Here is an 18,299-nt window from a genome sequence, read left to right on the forward strand (position 1 = left end):
TTGCATAAATCGAAATACCAGCCTCAGGGCTGGTATTTTTTTATCAAAATTTCAGTGAGCGTTGTCTCAATAGTAACTTCATAACGTTAAACAAGACTGGTATTCGTGATGATGGTAACGAATTGGGTGAGACAAGCAGGAGATAATGCGCCAAGCTAAACAATAATAATTAAGTGAGTAGACTCTTTATGGCTCAGAGCATTCAATTAGCAAATCACACTGAGATCACTGTGAATAACAATGACTTCCAAGTTGAAGTCAAGGGTAATCAATTACATTTTTCTTTTGCCGGTCTTCACAATAAAACCTTTACCGACCGTGAAGTGTTATTCGAAATGCCGTTTTTGTACGAGCACGAGGCCAACGTAATTGGGGATGGTTTTCAAATGTTGGCGCAAACGGCGGGAACGATCAATCACCCCGTTGATATTGGTCGCTGCCCAGACAATAATCCTTCTTATCGAATCTACCCTAAAGATGCCCCTAAGCGTTATTACAACTATTTAGTGGTGGAAGGTTCAGCGGGCTACACATTATTTGGCTTCACATCATGTCATCGCTTTGCAGGCTATTTTGATGTTGTGCTGCGTGATGGGCATTGGGTTTTATCAGCCGCAATTGATGGTGAGTTGACTCAAGTGGCGGATTGGGAAAGTAATCAACTTGAGTCCGTGGCGGTACTCTGCGGTCAATCGCTGTCCGAGCTTTATCAAACCTATGGCGAGATGATTGCAGAGCATCATCCTGTTCGCCAAGGTGTGACACAAGATGCGCCTGTTGGTTGGTGTTCGTGGTACGCGTACTACGCAGACGTGACAGAGCAAAACATCATGCAGAACGTAGATTGTATGAAAGATAAGCTCGAAGACCTAGAGTGGGTACTTCTGGATGATGGCTATCAAGCCTTTATGGGCGATTGGTTAACCCCATCAGATAAGTTTTCTGGTGGCGTAAAAGAGCTCATTCATAATATCCGTGCAAAAGGAAAAAAGCCGGCAATTTGGATGGCGCCTTTCATTGCACAGCCTGAGTCGGAGATCTTCAAACAGCATCCAGATTGGTTTGTGCGTCACAAGGATGGTGGCTTACTTAAAGCAGAAGATGTCACATACGGTGGTTGGCGATGCACGCCTTGGTACATACTCGATACCTCAAACCCAGAAGTACAAGACCATCTGACGAATGTAGTCTCTGTCATGAGACAAGAGTGGGGCGTTGAGTTGTTCAAGCTAGACGCGAACTATTGGGGCACCTTAAAAGGTGTTCGTAAACAATCTGGTATTACAGGCGTTGAGGCGTATCGCTTAGGAATGGAAGCGATTGCCAAAGGCGCTGGTGATGCGTGGCTTTTAGGTTGCAACGCGCCAATGTGGCCATCTCTGGGGCTTGTGGATGCAATGCGTGTTTCTGACGATGTAGAGCGTCATAGTCGTCGATTCGAACAGATAGCCAAAGAAACCTTTTACCGTAGTTGGCAGCATCGAAAATTGTGGCAAATTGACCCGGATTGCGCCACGTTCACTTCATTAGCTAATCAATCTGCATCCAGAGAAGAGTATGAATTTCATCGCACGGTGTTATTAGCGAGTGGTGGTTTGCTGCTGTCTGGTGACCCGCTCCCTGAGATTACGCCGTTTGCTAAGAAGACACTGTCTAAGCTCATGTTACGTCAACAACGTAACCAGCAATCTGCAAAGTTTACCGCTTTGAGTTTAAATCACGCGTTTTTAAAACTAACGACGAAGAATGACCTCCATTGTTTGTTTAATTATGCGAGTTACGGAGCGATGGAATTTACGCTGACGTCTGATCAACCGGTGGACTGGTATGATTACTGGACAGGGGAAAAGCTAAACCAAGAACCTTGCCAGTTGTTAATGGTGAGCGTGGATAAAGGGCTCAATGCGAAAGCGATCGTTACAGCATAAAACGTGAAGTAAATCGCCTAATACCAAGATCAAGAAAGGAGCCTATTGCGGCTCCTTTCTCGTTTGATGCTCTGAGCGTTAGAACTCGAATAAAAAGTAATACCCGTATCCAACAATAAACGCAGGAATGGACGAGTAAATAGTCGCGACCAAAGCAGCTTTCGGTGCCATTGCAATAGCGGGGAATAGGGCGTCACCATCGTTAGAAATCGCATTGGCCAGTTGCGCAGAAAGTGGCGCTGCACCAGAAATGTATAGGCTAGTGACTAAAATTTGCGGTCCACAACCAGGCAACATACCAATGGCTAGGCCAGCTAATGGCATCCAAATTCCCCAATGAGAAAAGGTTTCTACAAGGTCGAGTCCAGAAAAATAGGTCGTCAGTTCAAACGCCAGAAACGCCACGATCACCCAAGCACTGACGAAATTCGTATCTTGTGCTGCTTTTTGAATCGGGTGTGAGTCCACGATTTTTTCATCTTCAGAGACCGTTGACTGATAATCGCCGAGCTCTTTTGTCATAGCCCACAACGACATTGTGATCACCGCGAAGATAGCGCCCAGCCATTCAATGGTATTGGCCTGCAAAGACAACAGCTGATTAATATCGATTTGGAAAGACATTAACACAGCAACGACACTAGCAGGCACAATAAGCCATTTCCAAAATGCGCCTTGTAGATTGATTGCACGTTGTTCAAGGGGTGTGTGTCGGTCTGTCTGGTGTTGGCAACAAGCATGTGTCTGAGGTGCTTCTTTTGGTTCTGGTCGCAGAAAGTTATCAGCATGAAAAGCATTAACGACTAACCCTGAAAGAGTACCCACGATAATGCCTAATCCAACCACGCCTAATCCAACACTTGGTTTGGCGGCCAGAAGTAAAAAGGCAGCGTCACCCATTGTTGAAGTAAGTACCGCGACAATCGCACCAAATCCTACTCGGCCACTAATAAATTGCGTTGTCACAACAATAGCGCCACCACAGCCAGGCAAAGCACCCAACAAAGAAGCAAAGAAAACCTGATGATTACGCGAGCGATGATATAGCTCGGTAATTCGATTGGTTTTCGACATAAAGTTTGAAAGATAATGATAAATAGCCAATGTGGCAGCAACATAGCATGACACCGCCCAGAATGAGTCGGATAGCGTCTGTACGGCTACGTCACGTGTATTTTCATTGCCTAGCAAAATGAGCATGACGATAGGGATCAGCAATCGCTTATAAGCTAAACGAAACTGAGTAGGCTGAAACAACTGTTGTGCAGAGTGTAATAATTGGGTCGCGTTCATCGTTTACTCAAATGCAAATAGGAATAATTATCATTATATGTAAATGAGATTTATTCGCAATAGCATTGTGAACTTTTCTTCGTGTCAAACTCTCTGAAATCAGGTAAAGTATCGGCCTTTGTGAGCAAACACGCCCTAATTAACTGTATTAGGCGGCGTATAAAATTGACTTGAATAGGAAGAAACATGATTCTAGTTGTAGGTCATAAGAACCCAGACAGTGACAGTATTTGTAGTGCACTCGTTGCAACTGAACTTCTAAAAGCGCGTGGCGTTGAAGCTATGCCAATTCGCCAAGGCGAAATCAACCGTGAAACTCAGCACATCCTAGAAGTTGCTGGCGCTGAAGTTCCTGAGCTTCGCACATCAGTTGCGGGTGAGACCGTTTGGCTAGTAGATTACTCAGATCTAGCACAAGCACCAGACGATATCGCAGAAGCTGAAATTGCGGGTATTGTTGACCACCACCGTCTAGGTGACGTGATGACAGTAAACCCAATGGAAGCATGGATCTGGCCTGTTGGTTGTACCAACACTGTTCTATTCAACATGTTCAAGATTGAAGGTCACGCGATTACTCCACAAATTGCTAAGCTAATGATGTCAGCAATTCTATCTGACACAGTAGGTTTTGCTTCTCCAACTTGTACACAAAAAGACAAAGATGCCGTTGCTGAACTAGCGGCAATCGCAGACGTACAAGATGTTGACGCGTTCACTAAAGATCTTCTAATTGCTAAAACAAACATCGAAGGTCTATCAGCGGCTGAGCTTGTTGAGAAAGACCTTAAAGGTTACCCATTCAACGGTCGTGACGTAGTGGTTGGTCAGGTTGAACTTGCAACTCTTGAGCAAGTTGACGGTATGATCGAAGCACTAGAAGCAGACCTAGAATCTCGTTGTGAGAAAGATAACCTAGCGTTCGCTGCTGTAATGCTAACAGACATCACGACTGCTCAAACTCGTCTTCTATACAAAGGTGAGTGGGCTGAGAAGCTTGTTAAGCACGAAAAAGACGGCATGCTAATGATGGAAAACACGCTAAGCCGTAAGAAGCAAGGTTGGCCTTGGCTTCAAACTGAGCTAGCTTAATTTTCTAGCATATACTTTAAATGCCCGCCTAGCTGCGGGCATTTTTCTATGGGAAATAGGAGACGAATATGTCTGAGCAACTGACCCAAGAGCAGATGGATACCATTAATCGCTACAACGAAGAGCAACGTTTAAAGTACTGCGTAAAAGAGATTGTGGCGAATCGTAAGGTTTGGATTCTGAAAGACGAACATGGCTGTGTCATGTTAAATACAGAAGATGATGATTGTGTACCAGTATGGCCAAACGAAGAATTTGCTTTGCAATGGGCGAATGGTGATTGGGAAGATTGCGAGCCTGAGGCGATCTCTTTAAACAATTGGCACAGCCGTTGGACCTCTGGTCTAGAGGATGACGAGCTATCGATTGTTGTATTCCCAAATCAAAATGAAGAAGGGGTCGTATTGTTTCCTGACGAGTTTGATTTTGAACTGCGCAAACAAGCGAGCCGCCGTTAGTTTTTTGATTAGTACCCATGCAATAAAGAAGCCTGCGTTAAAGCAGGCTTCTTTACATTTGCACGATTACATCTTTGATAAGCTATTTTGTTTGATGGCTTGGCGCTTTATAAAAGTGGCTTTCGACTAGTCGTTGAGTAATAGGATGCTCGGGATGAGTCAATACTTGGTTGGTCTCGCCAAACTCGACCACTTCACCTTCATGCATCACCATCACTTTATCAGTAATATGCTTAACAATGCCAATATGCTGAGACACGTACACAAATGACAATCCCATCTCTTCTTGCAACTCGAGGAATAAGTTAATGATCTGCGAGCGCATTGCCATATCCAAACCGTTTAACGCCTCATCAGCGACAATGATGGAAGGTTGAAGAATAAGTGCACGAGCCAAACACACGCGCTGTTTTTGACCGGCAGCTAGCATTTGTGGATAAAAATAGGCGTGCTCAGGCAGCAATCCTACGCGGAGCAGGGTGTTCTTTACACGCTGCATGCGCGCATCTGGCGGCATGTTGGTATTTCGCTTTAGCGGACCTTCTAAAATACGACCAATCTGGATTCGTGGGTTTAACGATGTGTTTGGATCTTGGAAAATCATGCGGATGAGCTTGCAGCGTGTCGCGTAATCTTTGTGCTCCAATCGTTCGCCATTCACACGGATCTCTCCGGAGCTTGGTTCAACAACGCCAGCAAGCATACGAGCTAGTGTGGATTTTCCTGACCCGTTTTGACCAATAAAACCAATAGTTTGTCCTGGCTCTAAAGTAAAGCTTACCGGTTTAACTGCCTCATTAACCTGACGTTTGAACAGACGGGAGCGCGTAACAAATTGCTTCGATAAATTATCGACTTCAAGTAACGCACTCATGACTTTTTCTCCGTGTTCAATGGAAAGTGGCAGTTAAATTTATGATTCTTAATTCGTCTGGTGTGTGGAATTTCTACACATTGTTTCTGCGCATATGGGCAACGTGGTCCGAGGCGACAACCGATAGGCAGATGCTGCAATGGCGGAATCGAGCCCGGTAGGGATTGGAGTTTTTGCTTGTGTGGTACCCAATCATTAAAGTCAGGCATCGCTTTAAGCAAGGCATCGGTGTACGGGTGCTTGGGTGCCGCAATGATTTTACTGGTATCGGCAGACTCCACCGACTGACCACAATACATTACCGTAATACGTCCTGCCCACTGTGTTATGGTCGCTAAGTCGTGGCCGATAAGCAGAATGGTTGTGTTATTAAGTTGGTTCATGCGGCTCAACAGACGCAAAATTTGCGATTGGGTAATCGGGTCTAAGTCGTTGGTTGGTTCATCTGCTATCAGCAATTTAGGTTTGGTCGCAATCGCCATGGCAATCATGACCTTTTGACACTCACCATCAGTCAGTTCATAAGGGTAGCTACCCATTAAACGCTTGTGATCTTTAATACCCACTTTATGCAAAAGCGCGATGGCCTGTTTTTTACGCCATTTAAATCGCTCCCACCATTTCCCTTCAAATGCGCGAGATGGAATGGATTCAATCAATTGACGCCCGACTTCCTCTGAAGGGTCAAGACAAGTTGAAGGCTCTTGGAAAATCATCGCAATATCACGAGCAATGACGCGCCGACGCTCTTTTGGCGTAAGCTGAAGCAAGTCAATATTGCCAAGGCGCATACGGTCAGCGGTGATGCGCCAGTTATCTTTACTCACACCGACAATCGCTTTTGCAACTAAGCTTTTTCCAGAGCCAGACTCACCTACAAGACCACGAATTTCGCCTTCGTTCAAAGTTAGGCTCATTCGGTCAACGGCTTTGACCAACCCTTGAGGTGTTTCGATCTCAATGGTCAAATGTCGAATATCTAACAACGGCATTATTCGATCCCCGCATTAAGCGCTTGACGTACACCTTCACCTACTAAGTTTAGGGTAATAACAGTAAACATGATGGTCAGGCCGGGTAGGGTCACTGTCCAAGGTGCAATATAAATAAGCTCGACAGAGTCACCTAATATTGCTCCCCACTCGGTGCTTGGTGCCTGTGCGCCTAGGCCAAGAAAACCCAGTGCCGTAATATCTAAAATCGCAGCAGAGAGCGCGAGTGTGATTTCAGCGGCAATGACCGTCAGAATGTTAGGAAGAATTGAACTCCACAGTAAGTAGAAATCATTAGCGCCATCAAGGCGTGCTGCCATTATGTAGTCTTTTTCAACTTCGGTGTGGACTGCGATATAAACGGAGCGAATAAAACGCGGAATCAAAGCCAAGCAGATTGCGAGTAAAATATTGAACCCACCAAAGCCTAGAAATGCCACAAAAATGATTGCTAATAAGAGCGACGGGATCGACATGACGGTATCGAGCAAGTGGTTGAGAGTACTCGACAGTAAGCCTTTCGTCATACCTGCCAATACGCCAATTAAACAGCCTACAACGGCAGCAATTGCGGTGATGGCGACAGCAGCGCCAAATGTCAGCTGAGAGCCCATAATCAGGCGCGAAAGAATATCTCTACCTAAGTCATCGGTCCCCAAAAAGTAATCAACCGTTCCTGCTGGAGCCCATGATGGCGGCACAAGCAACTCACCTGACTGTGCTTGGGCGTCAAATGGTGCAAGTAGGGGGGCAAAAATGGTAATAAGGACGATAAACACCAAGCACCACAAGCCAAACATGGCTAGTCCGTTGGCGCGGTAGCTTCGCCAAAAACGCTCAAACTGTGTTGGAATGCGCTCTTCCTGATAAACGTTATTTGTTAGCATACCATTCCTTTCGAACTAAAGGGTTAATCATCGCGCCAATCAAATCCGAGAGTATGTTAGCGGTAAGAACCAAAGTCGCAAGTACCATCACGCCAGCTTGGATAGATGCATAGTCTTGGCTTGCTAGCGCATCTAAAAGCCAACGACCAATACCTGGCCAGTTAAAAATAGACTCCGTGATGATAGCTAAGGTAATCATACTCGAAAGTTGAACACCAACCTTGGGAATGATAGGCGGTATCGCATTCCGCAATACATGTTGAGTTACGATTTCGCGGTTAGAAAGACCTTTGATTCTCGCTGCACGGATGTAGTTTTGGCTCATCACTTCCGCTACCGAGGAGCGCATTAGTCCGACAACCTGGGTGGTTGGAGCCAAAGCAAGCACCAAACATGGCAGCACCATATGCTCAATGACGCTTTGCAGTGCGTGAGCGCGGTATTCACCTTTCGCCATGAATGCGTCGATAATGGCAAATCCGGTTACATGATCAATTTCGTAAAGCAGGTCATATCGTCCTGCCACGGGAAAGAGTTGGTACTCTAATGAAAAAACCATGATAAGTAACAGAGCCACCCAAAAAATTGGGGCGGAATAACCAGACATCGACATGAATGAAATGCTGGTGTCGAGCCATTTACCTTGCTTCATCCCAGCCACGGTTCCAAGTGGAATACCGATCAAAAGGGACACCAAAAAGGCAAAAAAGCACAGTTCCAAAGTGGCAGGGAATACGACGGCGAGCTCGTCATAAATCGCGTTGCCGTTTTTACTTATGCCAAAATCAAGCTGAGAAAGGTTGATTAAGTAAGTTTGCCAACCAGACCAAAAATCAACGTTTGCCCAGTGCGAGAGAGGGTCAAGGCGAAGCAGAGAAAAACCCACTAATGTAAGGATCATCAAAGTGATGATAAATAGGTTAAAGCGTCGAACGGTATACCAAAACATCAGTGAATTCTCTCAACTCTATCAAACGGTTGGGCATTGAAAGGGCTTGATTTGAAGCCTGTCAGCGATTTGTCGTGCACACGGAACTGCACGCCATGCGCCAGAGGAATAACCGGGAACTCTTGATTCAAAATGTTCTGTGCTTGGCGATATAGGTTCAAACGGTAACGCGGTTCTTGAGTTTCTAACGCCAAATCGAGCAAGAAATCGAAGTCATCGTTACACCACATGGACACGTTAAGGCCAACGCGGTCAGACTCGCAAGATAATAAAGGGCGGAAAAAGTTGTCAGGATCCCCGGTATCACCAATCCAACCTGTTAAAAGTAAATCGATATCGTTGATGTTCTCCAAATCCACACGTTCAAACCTATCATCGGTCAGTAGCGTTAATTTAACCCCAATATCGGCAAAATTCGCTTGGATTAACTCCGCAGTCTTGCGAGGGCTTGGGTTAAAAGCACGTGGTTCAAGTGGTACCCACATGGTCAATTCTAGGCCGTCTTCGTAGCCTGCATCTCGAAGTAGTGCCAATGCATAATTCCGGTCATAACGAATTTTTACGCTGTCTTTTTGATAAGCCCATGAATTTGGTGGTAGCAAGGTATAAGCTTGGGAGCCAGTTCCGTAGTAAACCGAATCTAAAATATTTTGACGGTTGATCGCTAAGTTAAGAGCTTGGCGAACTCGAGCATCACTCAGCGCGGTGGTTTCTGTGTTTATCGCAATAAAGGAAACGTTGTTAGCTGGTGTAGCCGTCAGCTCAAGGTTGTCATTTTCTTGAATGACAGGTATTTGGCTCGAAATAGGTGAAGAGAGTACGTCACACTCGTTTCTTAAAAGTTTAGCTAATGTACCCGTGCCTCTGTGAGAGATATCGAACACCACTTGTTCCATTTTTGCTGGTGACTTCCAGTAATTAGAATGACGCTCTAATCGAATCAAATCGTTCACTTGGTACTCTTTTAATTGATAAGGGCCGGTACCGATAGGAAGTTGGTCGATTTCTTCTTTATGATCTTTTGCTGCCAATTGCTGTCCATACTCCGCAGACAAGATAACCGCATGGCTGGTGGCAATATTGGCCAAGAAAGAAAAGTTTGGCTGAGATAACGTAAACCTTACCGTATGCTCATCTATTGCAACCACGTCTTGGAGTAGGTTTTGAAAATCTAACCCTGCAAACCATGGATAAAAACCACCACCTACTTGGTGAAAAGGATGGTCTACATCGATGATTCGCTTGAAGCTAAATACCACATCTTTTGCATTCAATGGGCGAGTGGGTGTGAACCAAGGCGTGGTTTGGAATTTAACACCACGTTTAAGCTTAAACGTGTATTCCGTCCCTGATTCATTTACTGACCAACTCTCGGCGATGCTTGCCACGGGCTGATGTGATTTAGGATCGAGCGTGAGCAGCGTATCGTACAGCTGCGGGCTCAGAGCCTCTGCGGTAATACCGCTATCAATAAGCTGAGGGTTAAACGTGGTCGGCTTACCTTGTCCGCAAAACACAAAGCCAGCTTTGCGAATATCATTGTGGTCAATTTCATCGCCACAAGCGGTCAGTAGGCTAATCCCAATAAGGCTCAGCGATAATCTTATAAAAGCATTCATAATATGAAATGTTCATTGGATCTTGCTCGTTTCGTTTGATCTTACTCTTTCAAAGCTAACAAGCGAAAATGATCTCGCTAATTTATCACCTTTGTGAACTCGCTCCAAACATAAAATCCATACACTGTAAGGTGTTATGCCATAAATGCATGCGAATTAGAGCGCAGTCACGAGCTCGTGTATTGATTGAGTACTCTCGGTCAAGTTAGCTTTGTCCGACCAAACCATATTTTCTAACCATCCCTCGTAATTGGTGATAGCTCAAGCCAAGTAGCTCGGCTGCTTGTCGTTGATTAAACTTGGCTTCTTCCAATGCACGATTGAGTAAATGGATATCTTGTTCCTCTTGCCATTGTTTATAGTCTAGAGGGAATTGGATAGTGTTGCTTGATGCTTCCTCTTCTTGTTGTTCTGCTTGTTTTGCACTATGGCCAAGCGCGCTGTGCCAAACCGTTTCAAAGGGATTGAAAACCAGTTCATCAATTGGGTGAGCATTCAGACCATGTTGGTAAATCGCACGTTCAATCACGTTTTTTAGTTCGCGGACGTTACCGGGCCATTCATATTCAATAAGCGACTGCTGCGCTTTTGGGGTAAAACCGACAAAGTATTCCAGTTGCAGTTCACGACACATTTTCATCGCGTAGTGCTCTGCTAAAGAGAGAATGTCTTCTTTGCGCTCGCGAAGAGGCGGCAACATAATGACATCGAAGGCTAGCCTGTCGAGCAGATCTGCACGAAAATCACCTTGCTCTGCCAATTTTGGTAGGTCGGCATTGGTTGCACAAACAAGTCGAACATCCGCATTGAGAGCGGTATGACCGCCAACTCGCTCATATTCACCATATTCAATGACACGTAATAGCTTTTCTTGAACTAAAAGTGGTGCGGTTGCCAGTTCGTCAAGAAACAAAGTACCGCCCTCGGCACGCTCGAAACGCCCTTTATGTTTACCTTTAGAGCCCGTGAAGGAGCCGGATTCATGTCCAAACAATTCGGAATCTATTAGCCCTTCGCTTAATGTCGCACAGTTGAGTGATAGTAGTGGTTTATCCCAACGTCTTGATAAATAATGCAAACGCTGAGCGATGAGTTCTTTACCCGTACCTCGTTCACCAATGATGAGGACAGGGCGCTCAATGGGTGCAAGTTGTGATACTTTATCTAGTACAGCGAGAAAAGCAGGTGATTCACCAATCAGGTTTTGCTTCATAAAGTCCTTCTTATTTAACAGCCGAGCCATGATTTAGAGATAGAGTTAGTAAATTTCACCAACAGTTGGTGAAAAACATCATAGCACAATAGTGTGTAACGACAACAAAATGAATAACACTCTGATTTAAAAGAAAATTATAAGTTGGCACGTTACTTGTTATATATTCAGGGAGACACAAGGTTAATCACCACCTTGTCGAGTTTAAATAGGAAAAAAGAGGAGTTCCGTTATGGGTATTTTTTCTCGATTTGCAGATATCGTTAACTCAAACATCAGTGCATTACTGGACAAGGCGGAAGATCCTGAAAAAATGATCCGTCTTATCATTCAAGAAATGGAAGACACACTTGTTGAAGTGCGTACTAACTCGGCTAAAGCGATTGCAGACAAGAAAGAGTTGGCTCGTAAGGTTGAAACGTTAGAAGAGCAAATTGGCGAATGGGGCCAAAAAGCGAGCTTAGCATTAGTTAAAGAGCGCGAAGATCTAGCTCGTGCAGCGTTAATTGAAAAGCAAAAGCTAGAGCAAGTGATTAAAGGCCTCCACACTGAGCAAACCTTAGTGGAAGAAACGATCGATAAGCTTACTGGTGAGATTGGTAAGTTGGAAAGCAAAATTGCTGAAACGCGCGCAAAACAGCAAGCACTAGCAATTCGTAACCAAACTGCATCTAACCGTCGTGATGTGCAAAAACACCTGCACACTAGCCGTACTAATGAAGCGATGGCGAAATTTGAGCAGTACTCACGTAAAGTGGATGAAATGGAAGCGGAAGCAGACCTGTATGCTCAAACTGGTAATGCTAAATCGCTAGAACAAGAGTTTGCAGAGTTGCAGGCACAAGACGAAATTGAAAAAGAGTTGGCAAAGCTGAAAGAACAGATGTCATCGAAAGATAAATAAGAAAGGAGCCATTTATGTCGGCATTTTTTATAGCAGGACCAGTGATTGTCTTTTTAATCTTTGTCGCTCCACTATGGCTCTTCTTACACTATCGCAGCAAACGCAAAACAGATAGTGCACTGTCGAGCCAAGATTTAGAGCGCCTTCAGGTACTATCTGAAAAAGCGGAAGCGATGCAGTCCCGAGTTGATACATTGGAGCGCATCTTGGATGCTGAGTCACCAACATGGAGACGCAAGTATGAATAATCGAGAACTGTATCGTGATCCAGTAAATGGCAAAATCTCCGGTGTTTGCGCCGGAATTGCCAACTACTTTGGTGCAGAAGTTTGGTTGATTCGTATTGTAGTGATTTCTGCAGCGCTGTTAGGTGGTACGTTTTTGGTATTGTTAGCGTACATCGCGATGGCGTTTATGTTAGAAAAGCAACCAGTAACGTATTCTGAAAATATCAGAGCGCAGCAAGAGCATACGCTCAAAAGTAAGCCTTGGCAGAAAGGGCAAAGCCCTGATCAACTGCTCAGTGTGTTGGAAAGGGATTTTGACCGTCTTGATGGCAAAATTCGTAACATGGAAGCGTATGTTACGTCTGATACATATAGGGTGAACAGAGAATTCAGTAAGCTCTAGGCATTTTGTATCCAAAGAAGATTTAACTGAAGCAGGCATAAAGCCTGCTTTTTTATCTCAAATTACTAATTTTAAAGCACTATTAATCTTTTCTGCTCTGGAAGTTCGTTCAAAATTCATCTACTTTAAAAATAATCCCCCAATTTTTATGGATGAATGTAATGAGAAAATTGCTCATTCCTATTGCCATCTCGGCTGTCTTGTCGGGGTGCGGTAAAGAACTTCCTCCTGTTCCTGAACCTGAATCGCGTCCTGCGAAGCTATTTACAGTATCTGTTGGCAATGCCCAGTTTGAGCGACATTTTCCTGCCACGACGGAAGCTGGCGATAGAGCAGTACTGACATTTCGAGTTCCAGGGCTTCTTCAAACGATAGAAGTGAATGAAGGTCAAGTCGTCAGTAAAGGTGATGTTTTGGCGTCATTAAACCCAGATGAATATTCTCTGCTCGAACAGCAAGCTCGGGCAAATTTTTTGCTCGCAGATGTGCAATACAAGCGATACCAAAAGCTACGTAAAGACCAAGTAGTATCTGAGCAAGATTTTGATGAGGCAAAAGCGAACCACAACTCGGCAAAAGCTCAATGGAATCAAGCAAAGGCAAACTTAAGATATACCAAACTTGTCGCGCCATATGATGGCACTATTTCGTACATTCCAGCAGAAAACCATGAATATGTTGCCGCGAAAGAAGGGGTGATGAATATTCAGTCCAACCAACTCCTCAAAGTGATATTCCAAATCCCAGACTATCTTCTAAATCGTTACACCCAGGGGAGCGATGTCTCTGCCAGAATGATATTTGATGCGTTCCCCGAGCGAGCCTTTGACTTAACCTTTCAGGAAATCGATACAGAAGCCGACCCTAAAACGGGCAGTTACAAAGTCACGATGGTCATGGAGCGGCCAGCAGAAATAGGCCTTTTGCCGGGAATGTCTGGCAATGCTTACCTCCTGTCCAAAAGTGCAGGAGCGACAAAGATTCCTAACTCCGCGTTGCTAGAAGAAAACGGCAAAACATACGTTTGGCGTGTCGATGAGCAAGGCATTGTGTCTAAAGCCGCAATTGAGATGAATGACAAAAATCAAGTGTTAGCTGGGCTTAACGATGGCGACCAAATCATTATCTCGGGTGTCAGTGTAATTGAACCCGGAATTAAGGTAAGAGCGTGGATTAAGGAAAGAGGGTTGTAATATGAAAGGAATCATCTCTCTAGCGACTTTACTTTCAACGCTTTTTCTCGTTGGCTGTGGGGATAAGGCGCCAGAAAAAGAGCTCGAAACGCCACGAGTTAGAGTTACGTCATTAGCGGGAAACAAGGTGGACGACAACTTGTACTTCCCTGCGGTTGCGAATGCAGCGGATCGCTCTCATTTGAGCTTCAGAGTGGCAGGAGAAGTCAGCAGCATCATGGTAAAAGAGGGCGACAAAGTCACGAAGGGTGATGTTATTGCAACACTAGATCCCACGGACTATGAGTTGGATGTAGATAATGCGAGTGCGCGTTTTTCTGTTGTCGACAGTCAGTATCGCCGCTCACGCCCTTTGGTTGATAAAGGCCTATTAGCTAAGTCTCAGTTTGATGAAATTGCAGCACAACGACAAATCGCCTTAGCAGAGCTTCAGTTAGCCAAACTTCGTCTATCATTTACTGCCTTAAAAGCGCCCGTAGATGGGATTATTTCGCGAGTTAATATCGACCAATTCGAAAATGTTCAAGTCGGACAGCATATCGTTAATATTCACAGCTTGGAGCGAGTCGAAGTGTTGATTCAGCTTCCAGACCGCCTCTATGTGAACCAACCGCCAACGGAAGAGAGACTCACCGCGATCAAAGCATTGGTGCGCGTGCCCAGCGGTAACGAATACAACGCGACGGTAAAAGAGTTTACGACTGAGCCCGATCCAACAACAGGTACGTTTACTGTCACACTGTCGCTTCCTATGCCGGAAGAAGAGTACATTCTAGATGGGATGGCTGTTGAAGTAACTTCTAAAGACGAGAATGTTGGGCTTGATCTCAACCTAGGAATTAATGTTCCTATCGAAGCCATTTTTAATGCGGATGGTGACGAGCTGGGGCGCGAAAACAAATTTGTTTGGGTACTGAATGACGACAATACGGTATCGCGCAAACAGGTGCGAGCAGGTAAGGCATCTAAAACGTCCATTCAAATCCTTGATGGTCTCATGCTCAAAGACAAAGTTGTGATTGCCGGTGTTTCTCGATTAAGGGATGGCATGAAAGTGGAAGTGATACAGGAAATGGCTACGCAGGAGGCCGGTCTATGAGCGATCTTAATAAATCAGTGCCTCAAAGTGATGATGATGTGACCGGTATTGCTGCGTACTTCATCCGAAATCGCGTCATCAGTTGGATGGTTGCACTGATATTTTTGATTGGTGGTATCGCCGCATTCTTTGGTTTAGGGCGTCTTGAGGACCCTGCTTTTACTATTAAAGATGCGATGGTAGTGACCTCTTACCCTGGTGCGACACCGCAACAAGTCGAAGAAGAAGTGACGTATCCAATCGAAAAAGCGATTCAGCAGCTTACTTATGTTGATGAAGTGAATTCGATTTCTAGCCGAGGATTATCGCAAATCACGGTCACGATGAAGAACAATTATGGCCCTGATGATCTGCCACAAATCTGGGATGAGTTGCGCCGTAAAGTGAACGACCTTAAAGGGACGTTGCCTCCAGGTGTGAATGAACCTCAAGTGATCGATGATTTTGGTGATGTTTACGGGATTTTGTTAGCGGTGACTGGCGACGGTTATAGCTATAAAGAGCTACTGGATTACGTCGATTACTTACGCCGAGAGCTCGAACTGGTTGATGGCGTGAGTAAAGTTTCGGTATCCGGGCAACAGCAAGAACAAGTTTTCATCGAAGTATCGATGAAAAAGCTGAGCAGTATAGGTCTTGCTCCGGATACCGTGTTTAATCTTCTTTCGACGCAAAACGTGGTTTCTGACGCAGGAGCGATCAGAATTGGTGACGAGTACATCAGAATTCAGCCGACTGGCGAGTTCCAGAGTGTGGAGGAGCTGGGTGATTTGTTAATTACTGAGTCGGGCGCTCAGGGGCTCATTTTCTTGAAAGATGTGGCGGAAATAAAACGCGGGTATGTAGAAGTACCGAGTAATGTTATTAATTTTAACGGCAGCCTTGCACTGAACGTGGGTGTTTCTTTTGCTGAAGGCGTCAATGTGGTTGAAGTCGGAAAAGCATTTGATCATCGCCTTGCCGAGCTAAAGTACCAACAACCTGTCGGTATCGAAATCTCGGAAATTTACAGTCAGCCTAAAGAGGTGGATAAATCGGTTAGCGGTTTTGTTGTCAGCTTGGCTCAAGCTGTCGGTATCGTCATTATCGTACTTCTGTTCTTTATGGGGCTACGTTCTGGGCTACTTATCGGTTTAATCTTGCTGCTGACGGTGCTGGGTACGTTCATTTTCATGAAGTATCTCGCGATAGATTTACAGCGGATTTCATTAGGTGCCTTGGTTATCGCATTGGGTATGCTGGTGGACAATGCAATCGTCGTGGTTGAGGGGATTTTGATTGGTACTCAAAAAGGGCGAACTCGACTCCAAGCAGCGACCGACATTGTTACCCAAACAAAGTGGCCATTACTTGGGGCAACTGTGATTGCGGTAACTGCATTTGCGCCAATTGGACTGTCTGAAGACTCGACGGGCGAATACTGTGGCACTTTATTTACGGTTCTGCTGATCTCTTTAATGTTGAGCTGGTTTACCGCTATCTCGTTGACACCATTCTTTGCTGATATCTTCTTTAAAGGCCAGAAGATTAAACAAGGTGAAGGGGAAGAAAATGATCCATATAACGGGGTTATTTTCGTTATTTATAAAAAGTTTCTTCAGTTTTGTATGCGTCGTGCTTGGTTTACCGTTGTGGTGCTGATTGCGGGATTAGCGGCAAGTGTTTACGGGTTCACCTTTGTGAAGCAAGCGTTTTTCCCATCTTCGACAACGCCGATTTTTCAGTTAGATGTATGGATGCCAGAAGGAACTGATATTCGAGCAACCAACACAACGCTTAAAGAGTTAGAAAGTTGGTTAGCTAAGCAAGAGCATGTTGACCATATCACGACGACCGCGGGTAAAGGCTTACAGCGCTTCATGTTAACGTACGCGCCAGAGAAAAGTTATGCGGCTTATGGTGAGATAACCACTCGTGTGGAAAACTACGAAGCGTTAAAACCATTAATGGCGAAATTTCGAGAGTATTTAAAAGCCAACTACCCAGAAATCAATTACAAACTCAAACAGATTGAGTTAGGCCCTGGTGGTGGTGCAAAAATTGAAGCGCGCATTATTGGTTCAGATCCAACCGTCCTTCGTACGATAGCCGCTCAGGTCAAGGACATCATGTACGCCGATCCTCAGGCAACAAATATCAGGCATGATTGGCGTGAACGAACCCAAGTTCTTGAACCTCAGTTTAACGAGAGTCAGGCGCGTCGCTATGGCATTACCAAATCGGACGTCGATGATTTCTTGTCCATGTCATTCTCTGGAATGACGATAGGCTTATACCGAGACGGCACGACGCTCATGCCTATCGTGGCTCGTTTACCAGAAGATGAGCGCATTGATATCCGTAACATCGAAGGCATGAAAATATGGAGTCCAGCACAGAGTGAGTTTATCCCACTTCAACAAGTCACAATGGGTTACGACATGCGTTGGGAGGATCCTATCATCGTACGTAAGAACCGTAAGCGTATGCTCACTGTGATGGCAGACCCTGATATTCTAGGTGAAGAAACCGCATCGACGTTGCAAAAACGTTTACAGCCCCAAATCGAAGCGATTCAAATGCCTCCTGGCTATTCACTAGAGTGGGGTGGTGAATACGAATCTTCTGGTGATGCTCAAGAGTCGCTGTTTACTACCATGCCAATGGGGTACTTGTTCATGTTCTTGATCACTGTATTCCTATTTAACTCTATCAAAGAGCCACTCATTGTTTGGCTTACCGTGCCGCTGGCGTTAATTGGTGTCACTACCGGTTTGTTGGCGCTCAACACGCCGTTTGGTTTTATGGCATTGCTCGGCTTCTTAAGCTTATCGGGAATGGTGCTCAAAAATGGCATCGTATTACTGGACCAAATTGAAATTGAAATGAAGTCCGGTAAAGAGGCTTATGACGCGGTCGTTGATGCTGCGGTAAGTCGCGTCCGTCCCGTTTGTATGGCTGCTATCACGACGATCCTTGGTATGATCCCACTGTTGCCAGATATTTTCTTCAAACCAATGGCGGTTACGATTATGTTTGGTTTGGGTTTTGCGACAGTCCTGACACTGATTGTCGTGCCAGTGTTGTATCGTTTGTTCCATAAAGTGGCAGTACCGAAACAGGCTTAGTGCTACTGATATAACGATGAAAAATATCGCGCCTCTAGCTCATCAGTTAGAGGCGCTTTTT

16 protein-coding genes are annotated in these 18,299 nt (G+C 45.0%); 9 read left to right on the plus strand and 7 right to left on the minus strand.

Annotated features, from left to right (window positions below; all coding sequences use genetic code 11):
• The first annotated feature begins 188 nt into the window (after positions 1 to 188).
• Positions 189 to 1,928, plus strand: coding sequence for a glycoside hydrolase family 36 protein (locus R7F07_RS09430; RefSeq protein ID WP_171342732.1), 1,740 nt, complete (start codon positions 189 to 191; stop codon positions 1,926 to 1,928).
• A gap of 78 nt (positions 1,929 to 2,006) precedes the next feature.
• On the opposite strand, the gene R7F07_RS09435 is transcribed toward R7F07_RS09430, so the two are convergent.
• On the minus strand, positions 2,007 to 3,221 hold the full coding sequence (locus tag R7F07_RS09435; protein WP_017820871.1) for a putative manganese transporter: 1,215 nt from the start codon (positions 3,219 to 3,221) through the stop codon (positions 2,007 to 2,009).
• A gap of 186 nt (positions 3,222 to 3,407) precedes the next feature.
• On the opposite strand from R7F07_RS09435, the gene R7F07_RS09440 reads away from it, so the two are divergent.
• Entirely contained in the window at positions 3,408 to 4,313 is a 906-nt protein-coding gene (locus R7F07_RS09440; RefSeq protein ID WP_017634678.1) for a manganese-dependent inorganic pyrophosphatase, read from the plus strand.
• Between the two features lie 68 nt (positions 4,314 to 4,381).
• Positions 4,382 to 4,771 carry a DUF2750 domain-containing protein gene (locus R7F07_RS09445; RefSeq protein ID WP_171342731.1) on the plus strand — a complete coding sequence of 130 codons (390 nt, stop codon included), beginning with the start codon at positions 4,382 to 4,384 and terminating at the stop codon, positions 4,769 to 4,771.
• An 82-nt stretch (positions 4,772 to 4,853) separates the two neighbouring features.
• Here R7F07_RS09445 and R7F07_RS09450 read toward each other — a convergent pair whose 3' ends face one another.
• From R7F07_RS09450 to pspF, 6 genes are all read right to left on the minus strand, one after another.
• Entirely contained in the window at positions 4,854 to 5,645 is a 792-nt protein-coding gene (locus R7F07_RS09450; RefSeq protein ID WP_005393308.1) for an ATP-binding cassette domain-containing protein, read from the minus strand.
• Positions 5,642 to 6,637, minus strand: a complete 996-nt coding sequence (locus tag R7F07_RS09455; RefSeq protein WP_005378126.1) for an oligopeptide/dipeptide ABC transporter ATP-binding protein — start codon at positions 6,635 to 6,637, stop codon at positions 5,642 to 5,644. The genes R7F07_RS09450 and R7F07_RS09455 overlap by 4 nt, the downstream gene beginning before the upstream one ends.
• Positions 6,637 to 7,524: an ABC transporter permease subunit gene (locus R7F07_RS09460; protein ID WP_005378123.1), complete on the minus strand. Its 888-nt coding sequence runs from the start codon at positions 7,522 to 7,524 to the stop codon at positions 6,637 to 6,639. The genes R7F07_RS09455 and R7F07_RS09460 overlap by 1 nt, the downstream gene beginning before the upstream one ends.
• Entirely contained in the window at positions 7,511 to 8,473 is a 963-nt protein-coding gene (locus tag R7F07_RS09465; RefSeq protein ID WP_005378122.1) for an ABC transporter permease, read from the minus strand. The genes R7F07_RS09460 and R7F07_RS09465 overlap by 14 nt, the downstream gene beginning before the upstream one ends.
• Positions 8,473 to 10,092: an ABC transporter substrate-binding protein SapA gene (gene sapA, locus R7F07_RS09470; RefSeq protein ID WP_017820870.1), complete on the minus strand. Its 1,620-nt coding sequence runs from the start codon at positions 10,090 to 10,092 to the stop codon at positions 8,473 to 8,475. Before sapA ends, R7F07_RS09465 begins: the two co-directional genes overlap by 1 nt.
• A 205-nt stretch (positions 10,093 to 10,297) precedes the next feature.
• Positions 10,298 to 11,305 (minus strand): phage shock protein operon transcriptional activator, encoded by a 1,008-nt coding sequence (gene pspF / locus R7F07_RS09475; protein WP_017820869.1) that lies wholly within the window; start codon positions 11,303 to 11,305, stop codon positions 10,298 to 10,300.
• Positions 11,306 to 11,537: 232 nt separating this feature from the next.
• Here pspF and pspA point away from each other — a divergent pair, with 232 nt between their 5' ends.
• From pspA to vmeI, 6 genes are all read left to right on the plus strand, one after another.
• On the plus strand, positions 11,538 to 12,209 hold the full coding sequence (pspA, locus tag R7F07_RS09480) for a phage shock protein PspA (RefSeq protein ID WP_005378119.1): 672 nt from the start codon (positions 11,538 to 11,540) through the stop codon (positions 12,207 to 12,209).
• 14 nt (positions 12,210 to 12,223) lie between these two features.
• Positions 12,224 to 12,457, plus strand: a complete 234-nt coding sequence (gene pspB, locus R7F07_RS09485) for an envelope stress response membrane protein PspB (RefSeq protein WP_005378117.1) — start codon at positions 12,224 to 12,226, stop codon at positions 12,455 to 12,457.
• Positions 12,450 to 12,839, plus strand: coding sequence for an envelope stress response membrane protein PspC (pspC, locus tag R7F07_RS09490; protein WP_025766867.1), 390 nt, complete (start codon positions 12,450 to 12,452; stop codon positions 12,837 to 12,839). Before pspB ends, pspC begins: the two co-directional genes overlap by 8 nt.
• Before the next feature lie 161 nt (positions 12,840 to 13,000).
• Positions 13,001 to 14,032: an efflux RND transporter periplasmic adaptor subunit gene (locus R7F07_RS09495; protein WP_005378114.1), complete on the plus strand. Its 1,032-nt coding sequence runs from the start codon at positions 13,001 to 13,003 to the stop codon at positions 14,030 to 14,032.
• Between the two features lies 1 nt (position 14,033).
• Positions 14,034 to 15,131 carry an efflux RND transporter periplasmic adaptor subunit gene (locus tag R7F07_RS09500; protein WP_136976057.1) on the plus strand — a complete coding sequence of 366 codons (1,098 nt, stop codon included), beginning with the start codon at positions 14,034 to 14,036 and terminating at the stop codon, positions 15,129 to 15,131.
• On the plus strand, positions 15,128 to 18,238 hold the full coding sequence (gene vmeI, locus R7F07_RS09505) for an efflux RND transporter permease subunit VmeI (RefSeq protein WP_171342730.1): 3,111 nt from the start codon (positions 15,128 to 15,130) through the stop codon (positions 18,236 to 18,238). The genes R7F07_RS09500 and vmeI overlap by 4 nt, the downstream gene beginning before the upstream one ends.
• Positions 18,239 to 18,299: the final 61 nt, after the last annotated feature.

It is taken from the genome of Vibrio sp. YT-16, assembly GCF_033337405.1.
In the GTDB taxonomy this organism is placed as follows: Bacteria; Pseudomonadota; Gammaproteobacteria; order Enterobacterales; family Vibrionaceae; genus Vibrio; species Vibrio alginolyticus.